The sequence below is a fragment of the Rhodococcus sp. ACPA4 genome, assembly GCF_002300185.1.
Taxonomy (GTDB): Bacteria; Actinomycetota; Actinomycetes; order Mycobacteriales; family Mycobacteriaceae; genus Rhodococcus_F; species Rhodococcus_F globerula.
The window spans coordinates 449,976-466,591 of the sequence record NZ_NSDY01000002.1; the positions used below are offsets into that span (position 1 = coordinate 449,976).

General features: G+C 61.2%; 14 protein-coding genes, 1 tRNA gene and 1 riboswitch. Of the genes, 9 read left to right on the forward strand and 6 right to left on the reverse strand.

All coding sequences use genetic code 11. The features are described from left to right. Positions 1-145 precede the first annotated feature (145 nt). Together CJ178_RS25305 and CJ178_RS25310 are read left to right on the forward strand one after the other, a co-directional pair. Positions 146-1,492 carry a lysine N(6)-hydroxylase/L-ornithine N(5)-oxygenase family protein gene (locus CJ178_RS25305; RefSeq protein WP_045068727.1) on the forward strand — a complete coding sequence of 449 codons (1,347 nt, stop codon included), beginning with the start codon at positions 146-148 and terminating at the stop codon, positions 1,490-1,492. Beyond that, on the forward strand, positions 1,489-1,734 hold the full coding sequence (locus CJ178_RS25310; protein ID WP_033232272.1) for an MbtH family protein: 246 nt from the start codon (positions 1,489-1,491) through the stop codon (positions 1,732-1,734). Before CJ178_RS25305 ends, CJ178_RS25310 begins: the two co-directional genes overlap by 4 nt. A 72-nt stretch (positions 1,735-1,806) precedes the next feature. Here the strand turns inward: CJ178_RS25310 and CJ178_RS25315 are convergent, their stop codons facing one another. After that, positions 1,807-3,234, reverse strand: coding sequence for a threonine/serine ThrE exporter family protein (locus CJ178_RS25315; RefSeq protein WP_033232271.1), 1,428 nt, complete (start codon positions 3,232-3,234; stop codon positions 1,807-1,809). A gap of 138 nt (positions 3,235-3,372) precedes the next feature. Here CJ178_RS25315 and CJ178_RS25320 point away from each other — a divergent pair. Beyond that, positions 3,373-3,447: transfer RNA gene (locus CJ178_RS25320), tRNA-Thr, on the forward strand. A 56-nt stretch (positions 3,448-3,503) separates the two neighbouring features. Here the strand turns inward: CJ178_RS25320 and CJ178_RS25325 are convergent. The 3 genes from CJ178_RS25325 to CJ178_RS25335 all read right to left on the reverse strand — a co-directional run bounded on the left by CJ178_RS25325 (position 3,504) and on the right by CJ178_RS25335 (position 6,015). Next, the gene (locus tag CJ178_RS25325) at positions 3,504-4,316 is read right to left on the reverse strand and encodes a GAF and ANTAR domain-containing protein (RefSeq protein WP_052683578.1); all 813 of its coding nucleotides are present in this window, start codon (positions 4,314-4,316) and stop codon (positions 3,504-3,506) included. Positions 4,317-4,817: 501 nt separating this feature from the next. Next, positions 4,818-5,633 (reverse strand): ABC transporter, encoded by an 816-nt coding sequence (locus tag CJ178_RS25330; protein WP_033232269.1) that lies wholly within the window; start codon positions 5,631-5,633, stop codon positions 4,818-4,820. A 67-nt stretch (positions 5,634-5,700) separates the two neighbouring features. Next, a complete protein-coding gene (locus CJ178_RS25335; RefSeq protein WP_033232602.1) occupies positions 5,701-6,015 on the reverse strand; it encodes a DMT family transporter in 315 nt (104 codons plus the stop codon). Between the two features lie 11 nt (positions 6,016-6,026). Continuing rightward, positions 6,027-6,089, reverse strand: a riboswitch (guanidine-III (ykkC-III) riboswitch). Positions 6,090-6,219: 130 nt separating this feature from the next. Here CJ178_RS25335 and CJ178_RS25340 point away from each other — a divergent pair. After that, the gene (locus CJ178_RS25340) at positions 6,220-6,927 is read left to right on the forward strand and encodes a response regulator transcription factor (RefSeq protein ID WP_033232268.1); all 708 of its coding nucleotides are present in this window, start codon (positions 6,220-6,222) and stop codon (positions 6,925-6,927) included. Then, positions 6,924-8,375: a sensor histidine kinase gene (locus CJ178_RS25345; RefSeq protein WP_051730353.1), complete on the forward strand. Its 1,452-nt coding sequence runs from the start codon at positions 6,924-6,926 to the stop codon at positions 8,373-8,375. Before CJ178_RS25340 ends, CJ178_RS25345 begins: the two co-directional genes overlap by 4 nt. A 284-nt stretch (positions 8,376-8,659) precedes the next feature. Here CJ178_RS25345 and CJ178_RS25350 read toward each other — a convergent pair whose 3' ends face one another. Then, positions 8,660-9,295, reverse strand: a complete 636-nt coding sequence (locus CJ178_RS25350) for a ScbR family autoregulator-binding transcription factor (RefSeq protein WP_033232267.1) — start codon at positions 9,293-9,295, stop codon at positions 8,660-8,662. 212 nt (positions 9,296-9,507) lie between these two features. Continuing rightward, positions 9,508-9,936, reverse strand: a complete 429-nt coding sequence (locus tag CJ178_RS25355; RefSeq protein ID WP_033232265.1) for an HIT family protein — start codon at positions 9,934-9,936, stop codon at positions 9,508-9,510. Positions 9,937-10,076: 140 nt separating this feature from the next. On the opposite strand from CJ178_RS25355, the gene CJ178_RS25360 reads away from it, so the two are divergent. The 4 genes from CJ178_RS25360 (at position 10,077) to CJ178_RS25375 (ending at position 16,600) form a co-directional block, all read left to right on the forward strand. After that, entirely contained in the window at positions 10,077-11,318 is a 1,242-nt protein-coding gene (locus CJ178_RS25360; RefSeq protein WP_095888283.1) for a bifunctional glycosyltransferase family 2/GtrA family protein, read from the forward strand. Next, positions 11,315-13,393 (forward strand): glycosyltransferase family 39 protein, encoded by a 2,079-nt coding sequence (locus CJ178_RS25365; protein ID WP_095888284.1) that lies wholly within the window; start codon positions 11,315-11,317, stop codon positions 13,391-13,393. The genes CJ178_RS25360 and CJ178_RS25365 overlap by 4 nt, the downstream gene beginning before the upstream one ends. A gap of 134 nt (positions 13,394-13,527) precedes the next feature. Then, positions 13,528-14,784, forward strand: a complete 1,257-nt coding sequence (gene purD / locus CJ178_RS25370) for a phosphoribosylamine--glycine ligase (RefSeq protein ID WP_095888285.1) — start codon at positions 13,528-13,530, stop codon at positions 14,782-14,784. A gap of 157 nt (positions 14,785-14,941) precedes the next feature. Continuing rightward, entirely contained in the window at positions 14,942-16,600 is a 1,659-nt protein-coding gene (locus CJ178_RS25375; protein WP_033232261.1) for a GMC oxidoreductase, read from the forward strand. The last annotated feature ends 16 nt before the right edge of the window (positions 16,601-16,616 follow it).

Here is a 16,616-nt window from a genome sequence, read left to right on the forward strand (position 1 = left end):
ACGTGCGTCGCATTGTGGCAGGGCGCCAAGCGCTATGCGATGGGTCGCCATGTTGATACCCTCACCTAATTAAGGATAGCCTTTGCTTCTGACTTGGGATCGATGATCGGCCGCCTGGTCGTGATGTCGGGGATGGACAACCTGTATGAGTGAATCACCGAGTGACTTCAGTGCTGCATCTCTCACTGTCGATATTGTCGGAATCGGGTTCGGCCCCGCCAACCTCGCCTTGGCAATCGCAATCGAGGAACACAACGCAAACTGTGCAGCAGTTGATCGTGTCACCGCACGATTCTTCGAGAAGCAGGACGAGTTCGCCTGGCACCCGGGAATGCTCCTCGACGGAGCCACTATGCAAATTGCCTTCCCCAAGGATTTGGTGACGTTCCGCAATCCCCAGAGCGGATACAGCTTCTTCTCCTACCTTCACGAGCACGGGCGCCTCGTCGATTTTGTCAATCACCAGACTTTCTTCCCGACGCGTCACGAGTTCAACGATTACCTGTGCTGGGCCGCTTGTCGGGTTGATGCAGACGTGAGTTTCGGAACCGCGGTCGAAGCAGTCGACGGAAATCGAAACGGCGACGGCATTGTCGACCGTTTCGACGTTCGGCTAGACGATGGGACCGTGGTCACTGCGCGAAACGTCGTGGTCGCTGCTGGTCTGGTGGAGCGGATTCCCGACTGGGCGCAACTGTCCTCCCGCTGTTTCCACAACCATCAGTTCCTGTTCCATCTCGACGCGATGCCGGCACCGACACACAACCGGTTTGTTGTCCTCGGCGCAGGCCAGAGTGCCGCGGAGATCGTCGACTACCTGCATTCCCACTACCCGAACGCAGAAGTGCACAGTGTCTTTTCTCGTTACGGATACAGCCCCGCCGACGACAGTCCGTATGCCAACCGCATCTTCGATCCGGAAGCCGTCGACGCTCTGCACGGTGCAAGTGCCGCCGAGCGTGAGCGGATTCTGGCGCTGCACCGCAGTACCAATTACTCGGTTGTCGACATCGAATTGATCAACAGCCTCTATGCCACCGAGTATCAGGAAATGGTCCGCGGTCCGCGCCGGTTGTTCATGCACAAGGCGTCGGAGATCACGAGTGCCACCGAATCCGAATCCGGCATCGAACTGACCGTTCGTAGCAATCTCGACGGACTCACCGAGACACTCGAGTGCGACGCACTGGTCCTCGCTACCGGCTTCACTGCGGCCCCGCTGGATACGTTGTTGGGCGATCTCGTGTCTGATTCGTCCGTTCCGCGTACCGTAAGTCGGGACTATCGTATGGCTGTAACGGATGACGTGACGGGCGGTATCTACCTGCAGGGTGGTACGGAACGGACACACGGACTGACGTCGTCGCTGTTGTCGAACGTCGCGGTACGTGCAGGCGAGATTCTGGCGTCCGTTCTGAGCAACCAGAAGACGACCGGTGCGCTTGCTAGTCTGAGCGCACAAGAAACGTACGTAACAAGTGAGGCGAGATGAGCACTAATCCTTTCGATGACGAAGACGGACGCTTCTACGTGCTGGTGAACGACGAGGACCAGCATTCGCTGTGGCCCACGTTCTCCGAGGTCCCTGCGGGCTGGCGTGTGGTGTTCGGCGAAGAGAGCCGGGCAGCGTGCCTCGAGTACGTGGAGAAGAACTGGACCGACATGCGTCCCAAGAGTCTGCGCGAGGCGATGGAAGCAGACCAGGCTGCAGCAGGACGCAGCTCGGAGAGCTGATCCGTTCCTGGAACACGCGACAAAAGCTGGGCACCGACATAGGTGCCCAGCTTTTGTCGCGTTCGGCTAGTTCTACCTGCTGGCTGCCGGCGTGCGGCGTTTCCGCTTTCGGACCATGGGACGACGCAGTGAGTCCACACGCATGAGAATCCGGGGGCGTCGTAGCGTACGGGCCACCCACTCGCCGAGTGTGACGCCCGCGGCCAATGCGCAACCGATACCGAACGCCGACAACAGGGCAGTCAACCCGACCAGCACCTGATCGTTGAGCAACGAATAGAGCCCCTTGTACAGCGAGAGACCGGGAAGCAGTGGCGTAATGCCTGCGACGGCCACGACAAGCGGCGGAGTCAGTGCCCGGCGCGCCATCAAACCACCGGCGAGGCCGACGACCGTCGCTGCGATTGCAGCCGCGATGACTGGCCCGACGTCGAGTGTCTGCACGTAGATCGAGACACCACTGCCCGCCGCGCCGCCGAGGAAGGCGGCTGTCAACGCTCGCCTTTCCGCATAACAGGCAAGTGCGTAGAACACCGACGCGAATGCGCCGGAGAGCATCAGCACCGGAAGCTGGGTGATCGGGGAGGCTTCGACGTTGATCGGTGGCAACGTCGAGCCCAACATTCCGGTGACGCGCAACGAGATCGCGACGCCGGCGATGATGCCGCCCGTCATCATCACGACTTCGAAGAAACGTGCCACTGCGGTGATGGGCGCGCCCATGATTGCGTCCTGCACCGAGCCGACCAACGACAGCCCCGAGAGCAGAACCACCACCCCGGCCGCGATGATCAGCGACGGTCTGATGCTGATCCCCAACTGTTCCTGAAAGGTGTACAGGGTTGCGGCCGGGGCAGCGGCGATCAGGCCGCCCATCACCTGCTGGAAGAAGAACGGCAATCCGAAACGGTTGAGAACCCGGTTAACTCGGTCGATCACCATCGTCGTCAGGAATGACACCGTGGCAACCAGGAGTCCGCCGCCGAGGAGCACGGACACCGACGCGGCCATCGCAGACCACGCCAGAGTTGCGGTCCAGCGACTGTACGGATGGGGCGCGGTTGTGATCGTCGTCAGTGCCTCGTGGGCCTGATTCGGGGTGATGGCCTCGCGTCTGATGCGACGCGTCAGACGGTCCACCGCAGCGAGGCGGGTGAAGTCCATCGAGCGGTAGTGGACGATACGCATCGTGCTGGCCGGCGGGCGGGTCGGTCCTCGATACGCGGACAGAACGATCGAGTTGTACGTGACATCGACATCGCACTGAGCCAAACCGTAGGTCGCTGCGATGAACTGAACCTGTTCGGCGGTGTCCATCGCCGCCGTTCCCGATGCGAGGAGCACCTCGCCGACCCGAACTGCCAGGTCGAGGACTTCGGCCACCACTGCGTCGTCGGTCAGGTCGATCGGTTGTAGAGGCGCGGGTGCCGACGTGACCGTGTCCAGCGTGGCCTGGCGGTGGCCGGTCAAACGGTCGAGGGCCTCGGCGAGTTTCGACATCAAGGGCGGCGCGTCGGTGGTCGACTCTGCGGGGTGCTCATGGGGCCCACGGTATCTAATGTGACCCGCGCGCGGCCACCGTGACGGCTTGGATATGATGGCTCCGCAAAGATCGTTCGCGGCGACGCGTGCGACTTCGCCTCCTTAGCTCAGTGGTAGAGCACTCGCCTTGTAAGCGAAAGGTCGTCGGTTCAATCCCGACAGGAGGCTCCAATACAGAGGGCGTCCACCCGGCAATCAGCCGAGGGGCGCCCTTTTTGGTGGTGGACCTAGTTGGCGGACGGCCTGGTGTCGTGGGTATCCGCGTTGGCCTGGCTCGGGTTGATCGCAGCGGCGATGTGTTGTTGCGCGACTACACGAAGTTTGATGTTGCTCGTCTGGGATTCTTGGATGAGGAGCGAGAAGGCGTCGTCGGCGGTGACGTGTCGGGTGCCCATGATGATGCCTTTTGCCTGCTCGATCACGCCTCGGGATTCGAGGGCGAGTTCGAGGTCCCTCGTGCGTGCTCGGGCAAGCTCGAGTCGATGCGAACTGCGCAACGCGAAGTACGCCGTGAGGGCAAAGAGTTCGATGATTGCAGCGTCGGCATCGGTGAATCCGTACTGGTCGCGGCTGTACAGATTCAGTGTCCCGAGCGGTTGCCCCTGTCCGGGGAGTGGTGCGGAGAGGAAGCTCGATACTCCGGCACGCCGCGCCTCACCGGCAAATTGCGGCCAGCGACGGTTGGCTTCGCTGGAGTGTGCGTGCACGACACATGAGGCGTGGGCGGATTCCACGGCGGGCCCGACTCCGAGCTGAAATTGCAGCTCGTCGACCGAGTGGACGAGATCGTCGGTCGCGGCGACGGTGCGATGGGTGGAGTCGGACTCGGCGACGGTGATGCCGGCATGGTGGGCGCTGTCGATAATGTCCACGGCATGGTTGCAGATTTGCTCGAGGAAGTGCCCGTCATCTGTGTGCTTATCGGGTTGCGCATAGAGTGAGCGCAGGGCGTCGGTGGTTGCCCTCAATCGGGCTGGAAGTACGAAAGTGCCTGCACTGTAACCGGTTCCATGGCAAATATCGGCGTGTGGCGGCGTCATAACTTGCACACCCTTCTTCCAGGCCCGCAAATTCGGGTGATTTGTCCCATTCTCGCACCTGGATACCTGGTCTGCAGTCTGTTTAGTCGCGGAACGAGTGGATTGCCGTCGGATTCGTTACCTTTGTCACGAATCAGACATCGAGCATATTGGCTGGTGACGTTTGGCGACGCGCAGAAATGGGTATGCGCCAGTTCGCTCTAAATCTGTTGTGCTGCAACACATCCGTAAGAAGTTGCGACTGTAGTACAAGATTCTTCGTCAAGTCCCCGGATGCTCCGTGCATGGCCTATTCTCAGCGCCAGCGCACAAACTTGTACGTGTAACCCGAAGACAGTGAAGGGGATACGACAATGAATGGACTTATTGCCGCATTGAACAGCGGATTCACCCTCGGCCTGGCGAACACGATCCTGACTTTCGGCGGAATTATCGTCAATCTCAATATCGTGATCAATAACTGACTCCGCGAAACTACTCTGTTATGCAGGTAAGAACCCGTTATGCGGGTTCGATGCCTACATCGGATATCGGCCGCTCGCTCTTGCCTTTGAGCCATCGGTTGGGGAGCTTTCCGGCAAGTTCTCCGAGTGGGCCCACCGCAGCACTCAGTACCGCGACGGTGTCCTGAAGTATTTCGATGCTCGCACTCATGCGTTCGAGGTTGGGGGCCAATGACGTCAGAGTGTCGGAAAGGGCAACAATCTGATCGAGTGGACCACCCTCGGCGATAAGTCTTTCGAATGCGCCGTTCTCTGCGAGCAGCGTTTCGAGGATTCCGTTTTCTGCCAGTGCGCGATCGATGACGCCGTTCTTTGCGGTGAGGCGCTCCACCGCGCCGTCCTGGGCCGTCAATCTTTCCAATGGGCCGTCTTCGGCCGTCATCCGGTCGAGTAGCCCACCGGGTGCAAGCAGTCGCTCCAACGCGCCGTCCTCGGCGAGCACTCGGTCCAGCGGGCCGCCCGGCGCGAGCACGCGTTCGAGCGGGCCACCTGGAGCTAGAAGGCGTTCGAGTGTTCCGTCCGGTGCAGTCAACTTGTCGACCGGTCCGCCGGGGGCCAACAGTCGATCGAGTGGCCCGCCGGCGGCGAGAGCCTGCCCGATGGGACGGTCGTCCGCTGTCAGTGACGACAACTGTTGAATCATCTGCAACGGCCCGCGCGGATTTGCCAGGGATGCCGCGCCGACCGTCGTGGCGCCTGGGTTCGAGATGACAACTCGTACGGTTGTCACCGTCAGTTCGGCAATACCCAGGCTGATTTCTGCGGCGGCGATGCCCGCGCGCACGGGTAGCGTGAGTATCTCGACCAGTCTCATTGAATAACTGTAACCGGTCACACACAAATACTCGCCCGGATAATACGAGCGTCAGTGCAGAAGAACGTCAGTGCAGAACCTTGAGGCCGACCACTGCTCCGATGATGACCAGAATCAACAGGACTTTGACGATCGACGAGGACTCGGTACCCGTGATCATGGCGTATCCGACGGTCAGCGCGGCGCCGATGCCGACCCAGATTGCGTACGCAGTGCCGATCGGAAGCGTCCGCATTGCGTACGCAAGACCGGCCATGCTGACGATCAGACCGAGTATGAACACGATGGTGGGTGACAGCTTGCTGAATCCATCGGATTTGCCCAGTGCGGTGGCCCACACAGCTTCGAAGATTCCGGAAATTACGAGCACGATCCATGCCATGACGAACACTCCTAACACCGTCTTGTCGCTGGCCGGGTACGGTGTGCTCGTCCGGATGTCGTTACCGACTCACTTCACGATAGCAACGGAACGCAGGTCGAAGGCTGATTCGGGCGGTCAGACCAGTCACATCCGAAACGGTTCACAGGAACTTCCCAGGGAACACGCAGCGTGAATCCAGTAGGAGGGGAGAAGATCGTTTTTGTGACCGACAAGCCAAGTGAAGCCCGCATCCTCGTTGTCGACGACGAGCCAACCATCGTGGAGTTGCTCTCCGTGAGCCTCCGTTTTCAAGGTTTTGAGGTTGCCACCGCATCCAGTGGCGCCGAAGGCCTCGACGTGGCGCGGACATTCCGTCCCGACGCGATCATCTTGGACGTCATGATGCCCGGAATGGATGGCTTCGGACTGCTGCGACGGTTGCGCGCGGACGGCGTCGACGCCCCGGTGCTTTTTCTGACGGCGAAGGACGCGTTGGACGACAAGATTACCGGCCTCACGTTGGGTGCTGATGATTACGTGACCAAGCCGTTCAGCCTCGAGGAAGTGGTGACGCGGTTGCGCGTCATACTGCGCCGAGCAGGGCGCGGAGTTGCGCCGGAGCAGTCCCCTCGGGTTACGTTCGCGGACATCGAACTTGACGACGACACGCGTGAAGTGTGGAAGAACGGAGAGCTGGTATCGCTGTCTCCGACGGAGTTCACTCTGCTGCGGTACTTCATGGTCAATGCCGGCACTGTCCTGAGCAAGCCGCGCATCCTCGATCACGTCTGGAACTACGACTTCGGCGGCGAGGTGGGTGTGGTCGAGTCCTATGTTTCCTACCTTCGACGCAAAGTCGACACGGGTGAGACTCCGTTGATCCACACGTTGCGTGGCGTCGGGTACGTGATGCGCGAACCTCGGCGATGACTTCGCAGTCGCAGACCGAAAAGCCTTCCTCGGGAAGGCGATTCCGTGTGCATGCGCTTCCGCTCCGATTCACGCTTGTGGCCGCACTACTCATTCTGGCTGGAATGGGTTTGCTCGCATCCGGAGTGGCGGTGACGTCTGCGCTCGAGAACTCGCTGACGCAACGTACCGATCGGACTCTGTACGAGGCCATCGACGGTTGGGCAAAGCCGCATTCGCGAGATGTCCAGCCGCCCAGCGCCGTCGGCCCGAATACCCGTCCGCCGAGCCCGTTCTTCGTGCGCACGGTGACTGCGGACGGAAAAATCATCACCCTGAACGACCAATCGTCGTCGACAACGCCGGACCTGTCTGTCGACGCGACGAACGGGCCGGTCACGACAGGTTCGACGGACGGTTCGGATGTGAAGTGGCGTGTGCTCTCCACTGTTCGAGACGGAACAACCACCACAATCGGCGTCCGCATGACGGATATCGAGCAGACTGTCGACGACCTGATCGGTCTCCAGTTCGGGATCGGTGTGGTGGTGTTACTCGTACTCGGCGGTGCGGCCTACTTCGTCGTCCGTCGTAGTCTTCGGCCTTTGGTAGAAGTTGAGGAAACTGCAGCAGCCATTGCCGCGGGCGATCTCCACCGACGTGTCCCAGAAAGGGACGATCGTACCGAAATCGGTCGATTGTCGGTGGCGCTCAACGGAATGCTGGCCCAGATTCAGCGGGCCTTTGCTGCAACGGAGGCGTCGGAAGAATCGGCACGCCGCTCGGAAGAGCGTATGCGACGTTTTGTCGGCGATGCGAGCCATGAATTGCGCACTCCGCTGACTACCATCCGCGGGTTCTCGGAACTGTATCGCCAAGGTGCCATGACGGATACGGCCACACTGATGAATCGCATCGAAGGGGAAGCGTCGAGGATGGGCTTGCTGGTCGAAGACCTCCTGATGCTCGCGCGACTCGACGAGCAACGTCCGCTGGACAACAAGACGGTGGATCTCCTTGCCGTTGTGGCAGATTCGATTCAAGCGGCGCGGGCCATCGCGCCCGGTCGGAGCGTCACGCTGGCGATGACGGGTGGGCCGGGGACCCCCGAGGTTGTCGGGGATCAGGCCCGCCTGCGCCAAGTAGTCGCGAACCTGGTCGGAAATGCAGTCAAGCACACTCCGCCGGACGCTGAGATCGTCATTCGATTGGGGACTACCGAAGAGACTGTGGTCATCGAGGTTTCGGATACCGGCCAAGGGCTCAGTGAGGAAGACGCGGCACGAATTTTCGAAAGGTTCTATCGCGCGGACACGTCCCGCACGAGGGAAACCGGCGGTGCGGGTCTCGGTCTGTCGATCGTGTCCGCGTTGGTGGAAGCACACCATGGAACCGTCTCGGTGACCAGCGCGCCCGGCGAGGGTGCGACCTTCCGGGTCGAACTGCCTCGCGAGCCCCACGAAGACTGACCTGGAGAGAAAACTGTGTAGCATCCACTGCGCAACACCACTCGAACGTCGTTGGCGCCAGACCGGTCACGAGGTAGTTCCGGGGCGACAAGATCGTGAAAACTGCTGCCGCCGAAGGTGAAAAAAAGAACGATTACCTGCGTTATCTTCGAACAAGTCCAGCGACAGGCACTTCTCGACGAAGTTGCACGCTTGTACGAGACAAGTGGTAATCGACGTTCGGCGTGTCGAGTGCCACACGCGGAGTGCGCGACCCACCGCTGCCGAGTTCGCGGAAAGTCCGGTCAGGCGACGTAGGACTCGAGGCGGGTTCTCACCAGGGTGTCGATGTCACCGCGACGCTTCTCCGAGACCACACCGGCAAGGAGCAGTACGAACAACTCGTCGATGCGCTCCGAGAGATCCGCTCGACGCGTCAGCACGTTCGAGACCATTTGCACGCCCGTGAATGTCGCCGTGACAACACGACCTACGGATTCGGGTGTGACGTCTTGGCGGATATCGCCTTCTTGCTGTGCGATGTCGGCCAGCCTTTGAAGTTCTCGAATCCAGGTGAGATAGGGCTCGAAGGGGCCGTCGGCAGTATTGAGCTCCAAGGTGAGTCGGATGCCGGCGCGAACGACTGGATCGGAGATCAATTGTCGAGCGATCTCGTTGCAGACCATGATGACCTGCTCCAATGCCGGGGCGCCGGTAGACGCAGCTGCAGAGAACGATGCCAGGGAAATGCGATGCTGCTCGTCGATGACGGCCTGGGCAAGTTCGTCTTTGGAGGAGAAGTGAAAGTAAACCGCGCCCTTGGTCATCCGTGACGCGGACACGATGTCATTCATGCTGGTGCTGCCGTACCCAGAGATTTCGAAACGGTCAGCCGCGCCGCGGAGAATCTGCTGGCGACTGATTTTGGCGCGTTCCTGCATTGCTTCCGTTCCTCCGAATGGTCCCAACTGGTGTGTCCCGTTGGGCGCTGGTCCTGCGACCAGCGCTCAACGGTAGCAGCGAAACTCGTTGTTGTGCGACAACGTAAACGGACTGTTCGGAATGTGGAAGTGCAGGTCACCGTCAATAAACGGAATAAAGTGGACGGCCGCAACACTGGATCGGACATTGCGGCAACTCTCACAGTTAACCGTCAGCGCGCTGAAACGTTGCTCGTATGTCCGATTTCGCGAAGTGCTGCCTTCAGACGTGCTTGGGCGTCTTCGAGAGATTCAGGCGACGGCGACGGATCGGCGCCACTGATGTCGAAATTTCCCATTGTGTATGCGGGAAAAACATGGACGTGCAGATGCGGCACTTCCAAACCGGCGATCAGGAGCCCGGCGCGCGGCGCGTCGAACGCTTTGCGTACGGCCTGTCCCATCGTGCGTGCAACTGTGGTCACTTTGGCAAAAAGTTCGGGATCGACGTCCTGCCACTGATCTACCTCGGTACGAGGAACTACCAGTACATGGCCCTGTGTCACCGGCGCGATAGTAAGGAAGGCAACGACGTCGTCGTCCTCCCACACAAAACGGCCAGGTAGGTCCCCGTTGATGATGGCGCTGAATACTGAAGGCATAGGTCAAAGGCTATCCCGCACAGTGTTTGGCAGGAAACCCGTCGGTTGGCAGGAAAGCTCGTCGACTGGGAATCTGGTTGCCAGGAAACTCCCAGCCCGTGTCCAGAGTGATCACGGCGTAGCGGGCGATTCTGAGACGCATGACGACAGAAGCCATGCAGACCGTGGGCGCCACGGACGCTGGGGGACGTTCCACGACGGCGGTAGTGCTGGACGTGGTGGTCCCGGTGTACAACGAGGAAGCCGGCCTCGCCACGTGCGTTCGGCGGTTGCGCCACCACCTACGAACCCACGTTCCCTATCCGGCGCGGATAACAATCGCCGACAACGCCAGTGTCGACGGAACATTGGCAATCGGACGCTCTCTCGCCGAGGAATTCGACGACGTCCGAGTTGTGCACCTGGACGAGAAGGGGCGGGGTCGGGCGCTGCGGCAGGTATGGAGTGCGTCCGACGCCGACATTGTCGCGTACATGGACGTGGATCTCTCCACCGATCTCAATGCATTGATGCCGCTGATCGCACCGTTGGTGTCCGGGCATTCGGATATCGCGATCGGATCCCGGTTGGCACGTTCGTCGCGGGTCGTTCGCGGCCCCAAACGTGAGTTCATCTCACGCAGTTACAACCTCATTCTGCGCAGCGCACTGCACGCCCGGTTCTCCGACGCCCAGTGCGGATTCAAGGCGATGCGCCTCGATGTTGCGCGCCAACTGCTTCCGTTGGTGGAGGACACAGGATGGTTCTTCGACACGGAACTGCTCGTATTGGCCGAGCGGTCCGGGATGCGAATCCACGAGGTACCGGTGGACTGGGTCGACGACCCCGACAGTCGAGTCGACATCGTTGCCACCGCAGTTGCCGATATCAAAGGAGTAGTGCGCGTGGGCCGAGCACTGTCGAGCGGATCTCTGCCGCTGGCGGACCTTCGGGCAAGCTTCGGACGGGAGCCGCTGGTTCCCGGTGTGCCACGCGGGATGGTCGGGCAGTTGGCCAGGTTTGCCGTTGTCGGTATTGTCTCGACCCTGGCCTACGCACTCCTGTACCTCGCACTGCACTCCGTGATGGGTGCCCAGTGGGCCAACGCAGTTGCACTGCTGGTGACTGCGGTCTTCAACACCACGGCCAATCGTGCTTTCACCTTCGGTATCCGAGGTTCGGAAGGTTCCGGGCGCCATCAGGCACAGGGTCTGCTGGTATTCGCGTTCGGGCTCCTTCTCACCAGTGGATCGTTGTTCGTTTTGCATTCCGCGGCCCCTGACGCATCCAAACATATCGAGTTGGCCGTCCTGGTCATCGCCAATCTTGTTGCCACAGTGAGTCGATTTGTTGCACTTCGCTGGGTATTCCGTTCCGCACAACCTGTAGGAGTTACTCGATGACCGCCACTGTCGAACAGGAGAGCGTCGTCGCGCCGCTTCCCGAACCGCCATGTTCCGTGCGCTGGGAGCCGTTGGCTTTGGGTGCGCTTCTTGTGGGTACCGGTGTTGCCTACATCTGGGGGTTGGGAGCTTCCGGTTGGGCGAACTCGTTCTATGCCGCTGCGGTGCAAGCTGGTTCGGTGTCGTGGAAGGCTTTCTTCTTCGGCTCTTCGGATGCGGCCAACGCGATTACCGTCGACAAGCCGCCGATGTCGCTGTGGCTCATGTCGTTGTCCGTGCGCATCTTCGGGCTCAGTTCGTGGGCGATGTTGGTGCCGCAGGCGTTGCTCGGCGTAGGTTCGGTCGCGCTGCTGTGGGCTACCGTTCGCCGGTACTTCGGCGCCGCCGCCGGACTCCTCGCTGGGCTGGTTCTGGCGCTCACTCCTGTTGCCGCACTGATGTTCCGGTTCAACAACCCGGACGCGATGCTGGTTCTCCTCATGATCGCGGCAGTATGGGCGATGATGAGAGCCGTCGAAGACGGCCGAACCCGATGGCTCGTGCTGGTCGGTGTGTTCTGCGGTTTCGGCTTCCTGACCAAGCAGTTGCAAGTCATGCTTGTCGTCCCGCCGCTGGCTCTGACATACCTGATCGCGGGTCCTCCGAAGTTGGGCAAGCGGGTTCTGCAACTGTTTGCCGCACTCGGCGGTCTGATCGCTTCCGCCGGTTGGTGGTTGGCGATCGTGGAACTGTGGCCGGCTGATTCGCGTCCGTGGATCGGCGGTTCGCAGAACAACTCCATTCTCGAATTGACGCTCGGCTACAACGGATTGGGCCGATTGAGCGGCAACGAGACCGGCAGCGTCGGCGGGGGTGGAGCGGCACCGGGTGGCGCAGGCGGCGGTGGCGGCATGTGGGGTACCACTGGCATTACGCGGCTGTTCGAATCAGCCCAGGGCGGCCAGATAGCCTGGCTGATTCCGGCAGCACTCATTTTGCTTGTTGCCGGAATTGTAGTGCGGGGTAAGGCACCTCGTGTCGACACGCAGCGCGCGTCGTTCATCGTGTGGGGTCTCTGGTTGCTGGTAACCGGACTGACCTTCAGCTTCATGGCCGGGATTTTCCACGCCTACTACACGGTCGCGCTGGCGCCGGCGATTGCCGCGCTGGTCGGATCGGGCTCCGTGCTCTTGTGGCGTCGCCGCGAAACTGTGTGGGTTCGTATCGTCCTGGCTGTTTCACTGGCGGCAACTGTGGCGATGGCATGGGTATTGCTGGGACGCGCACCGTCGTTTGTCCCGTGGCTGCGGTGGACCATTCTTGCGGTCGGCATTGTTGCCGCGGCGGCGATGCTGATTCCCGCGATCACTCGGGGACGACTGGCAGTAGCGGTGGTACTCGCGGCGCTGTTCACGGGACTCGCCGGGCCGAGCGCCTATGCGATCGATACGATCAACACTCCGCACACCGGTTCGATAGTCTCCGCCGGCCCCAGTGTTGAAGGTGGAATGGGTGGACCGGGTGGTGGTCGCGGGGGATTTGGTGGAGCAGGCGACGGTGGCACCCGACCTACTGGCGGCGCGGGCGCCACCCGATCTACCGGCGGCGCGGGCGCCGCAATGGGCACACCGCCCACCGGGATGGGTCAGGCCCCAGGTGCCGGCGCAACCCCTGGAGCTGCTGTCACGCCGGGGACTGCAATCGACGGCGCTCGAGGTGGCATGGGCGGTTCGGCGGGTGGACTCCTGCGGGGCAGCACCCCCGGTGCGGCTGTGGTGGAGAAGCTCGAGGAGAACGCCGACCAGTTCACCTGGGTAGCGGCGGCAATCGGGTCGAACAGTGCGTCGGGATACCAACTCGCGACGGAGTCTCCGGTCATGGCGATCGGCGGCTTCAACGGTAGCGATCCGTCGCCGACGCTCGAGCAGTTCCAGCAGTACGTGGCGGACGGGAAGATTCACTTCTTCATCGCAGGCGGCGGAATGGGCGGCGGTATGAACGCCGAAGGAACGGCCACCGCGATCTCGACCTGGGTGACCGAGAACTTCACGGCGACCACAGTGGATGGAGTGACTCTCTACGACCTGACGGTCTGACACGCACCGTCGGCAGGGTCGCGCAGTCCGGTCAACCCGATCGGACTGCGCGACCTTGTTCTGTCTTGTGTACCGGGAACCCCCAGGTGGCACACGCTGCGAGACGCACCGGTGTGGGGCCGTAGTCTGTTCACGTGCGCGTACTCGTAATCGGCTCCGGAGCCCGTGAACATGCCCTCCTTCTCTCTCTTGCTCGCGATCCAGGTGTCACGGCCCTGATCTGCGCGCCCGGTAATGCCGGTATCGCCAAGATCGCCGAGCAACACCCGGTCGACGTCGCGTCGGGCGAGGCTGTCACTGCGTTGGCGAAAAAGGTCGAGGCAGACCTCGTTGTCATCGGTCCTGAGGTTCCGCTGGTACTCGGTGTCGCCGATGCGGTGCGAGCAGCCGGTATCGCCTGCTTCGGGCCTTCTGCCGACGCAGCCCGCATCGAAGGTTCCAAGGCTTTTGCCAAGGACGTCATGGCTGTTGCCGGTGTCAAGACCGCTCACAGTGAGATCGTCGACAATCCCGCCAAGCTCGACGAGGCCCTCGATCGTTTCGGCCCCAACTGGGTGGTCAAGGACGACGGACTGGCCGCTGGCAAGGGCGTCGTAGTTACGACCGACCGCGGCGCAGCGCGTGACCACGCTGCCGAACTGCTCGAGAGTGGCCACCCGGTCTTGCTCGAATCATTCCTCGACGGACCCGAGGTGTCGCTCTTCTGCCTCGTCGACGGAGAGACGGTTGTTCCATTGCTGCCCGCGCAGGATCACAAGCGCGTCGGCGACGGTGACAGTGGACCCAACACCGGCGGCATGGGTGCGTACACCCCGTTGCCGTGGTTGCCGGACGAGATGGTCACGCAGATCGTCGACGACGTCGTGAAGCCTGTCGCCGCGGAGTTGGTTGCACGTGGCAGCGGTTTCACCGGCCTCCTCTACGCCGGCCTCGCGATGGGTGTCAACGGACCGGCCGTTGTCGAGTTCAACTGCCGATTCGGTGACCCGGAAACGCAGGCAGTTCTGGCGCTGCTCGAAACGCCGCTGGGCGGATTGCTCAACGCCGCGTCCACCGGCACGCTTGATTCCGTTGGTCCGTTGCAGTGGCGCGACGGCAGTGCCGTCACAGTCGTGATTGCCGCAGAGAACTACCCGGCGACGCCGCGCACAGGTGACGTGATCACCGGAGCGGACGCCGAGGGCGTTCTCCACGCCGGCACCAAAAAGCGTGAGGACGGCGCCGTGGTGTCGGCCGGCGGTCGTGTGCTGAGTGTTGTCGGAGTGGGTAAGGATCTTGCCGAAGCCCGCGACGACGCCTACGCGAAGATTGCACTCGTGAAGCTTCCCGGTGGGCATTTCCGAACCGATATCGGCCTCGGTGCCGTCGAGGGGCGTATCGCTCTTCCCTGATCCACATCTTCCTTAAGTGACCGGTGAACCGTGTGTTCACCGGTCACTTTTGTTTGAAATGAACGACTGCTCGATGTTACCGACGGGTATTGCTCATCGGAGTTGTTCGGGAACGGTATATCTCTGCGCGGGGGCCAACCGAACAAGAAGGAGTCACTTGAGCATTCGAGCTGGATCCAAGGACCGATACGCGCGTACCACTTCCGGGCTGACGCGTAGAAACTTCCTTGCCGCAACAGGATTAGCTGTAGGCGCTGCCGCATTGTCTTCGTCGTGGACGACGGCAGCGGCCTCGCCCCGACGGGCGCTGAGTGACGGTGACCGCGTTCCGGCCCTGGTGATAGGTAGTGGCTACGGCGGAGCAGTCGCCGCACTGCGATTGACGCAGGCCGGTATCGACACGCACATGGTCGAGATGGGCCGATCCTGGACCACCCCGGGATCCGACGGTAAGATCTTCTGCCCGACGCTCTCGCCGGATGGTCGTTCGTTCTGGCTCAGAGATCGCACAGTACAACCGGTTTCGCACTTCTCGGGCGGTTCGATCGACAAGAACATCAGCCGATACGTCGGCGTTCTCGACGCCGAGGACTTCGGTGGGATCAAGGTCTACCAGGGTCGCGGGGTGGGCGGCGGATCGCTTGTCAACGGCGGAATGGCGGTGACGCCGAAGCGCAACTACTTCGAGGAAATCCTTCCCGGTGTCGATTCCGAAGAGATGTACTCGACCTACTTCCCGCGGGCCAACGCTGCGCTGGGTGTGAACAATATCGATCCTGCCTGGTTCGAGTCGACCGAGTATTACGCATTCGCGAGAACCGGCCGGAAGACCGCCGAGAGATCAGGTTACACAACAACATTCGTTCCTAACGTCTACGACTTCAACTACATGAAGCAGGAGGCTTCGGGGGCGGTTGCCAAGTCCGCCCTGGCGTCCGAGGTCATTTTCGGAAACAACGCGGGCAAGAAGTCCCTCGACAAGACTTACCTCGCGGCGGCGTCGGCAACCGGACGCCTGACGATTTCCGCACTGCACGTCGTGACCAGTGTGTCGCCGGCAGCAACCGGCGGTGGGTATCAGGTAGTGATGAACCAGATCAACGAGCAGGGAAACACAGTCGGAACCAAGACGGTTGTTGCCGACAAGGTCTTCTTTGCAGCGGGAAGCATCGGAACCAGCAAGTTGCTCGTCTCGATGAAAGCACAAGGGCAACTGGCGAACCTACCGGGAGCCGTCGGCCAGGAATGGGGCCACAACGGCAACGTGATGGTGGCCCGCGCCAACCACATGTGGGACGCGACAGGGGCAAAGCAAGCGTCGATACCGGTGATGGGTATCGACAACTGGGCCGATTCCACAGCACCTGTATTCGCGGAGATTGCACCGTTCCCGGCCGGGACCGAGCTATGGGTGAGCCTGTACCTGGCAATTGCCAAGAATCCCGAACGTGCGCAATTCCAGTTCAACTCCACCACCGGCAAGGTTGGACTGAATTGGCAACGCTCTCAGAATCAACCGTCGATCACCATGGCCAAGAAGGTGTTCGACAAGATCAACAAGAAGGAAGGCACTATCTATCGCACCGATCTTTTCGGTCCGGTCCAGACGTGGGGCGATCAACTGACCTACCATCCGCTCGGCGGGTGCGTGCTGGGTAAGGCGACCGACAATTACGGCAGGCTTCCCGAGTATCCGGGACTCTATGTCATGGACGGCTCCCTGGTTCCAGGCAACGTCGGTGTGAATCCGTTTGTCACCATTACCGCTCTGGCGGAACGGAATATCGAGAACATCATCGCGAACGACATGCACTAGCTCAGCAGCAATGTGC

Excerpts from the sequence above, each read along its gene's own strand:
- CJ178_RS25335 (WP_033232602.1), bottom strand. The coding sequence starts at position 6,015 with ATGGCATGGATCGTGCTCGTAATTTCCGGAATCTTCGAAGCTGTGTGG.
- CJ178_RS25355 (WP_033232265.1), bottom strand. The coding sequence starts at position 9,936 with ATGCCTTCAGTATTCAGCGCCATCATCAACGGGGACCTACCTGGCCGT.
- CJ178_RS25315 (WP_033232271.1), bottom strand. The coding sequence starts at position 3,234 with ATGTCGAAACTCGCCGAGGCCCTCGACCGTTTGACCGGCCACCGCCAG.
- CJ178_RS25325 (WP_052683578.1), bottom strand. The coding sequence starts at position 4,316 with ATGACGCCGCCACACGCCGATATTTGCCATGGAACCGGTTACAGTGCA.
- CJ178_RS25345 (WP_051730353.1), top strand. The coding sequence starts at position 6,924 with ATGACTTCGCAGTCGCAGACCGAAAAGCCTTCCTCGGGAAGGCGATTC.
- CJ178_RS25365 (WP_095888284.1), top strand. The coding sequence starts at position 11,315 with ATGACCGCCACTGTCGAACAGGAGAGCGTCGTCGCGCCGCTTCCCGAA.
- CJ178_RS25360 (WP_095888283.1), top strand. The coding sequence starts at position 10,077 with ATGACGACAGAAGCCATGCAGACCGTGGGCGCCACGGACGCTGGGGGA.
- CJ178_RS25330 (WP_033232269.1), bottom strand. The coding sequence starts at position 5,633 with ATGAGACTGGTCGAGATACTCACGCTACCCGTGCGCGCGGGCATCGCC.
- CJ178_RS25310 (WP_033232272.1), top strand. The coding sequence starts at position 1,489 with ATGAGCACTAATCCTTTCGATGACGAAGACGGACGCTTCTACGTGCTG.
- CJ178_RS25305 (WP_045068727.1), top strand. The coding sequence starts at position 146 with ATGAGTGAATCACCGAGTGACTTCAGTGCTGCATCTCTCACTGTCGAT.
- CJ178_RS25350 (WP_033232267.1), bottom strand. The coding sequence starts at position 9,295 with ATGCAGGAACGCGCCAAAATCAGTCGCCAGCAGATTCTCCGCGGCGCG.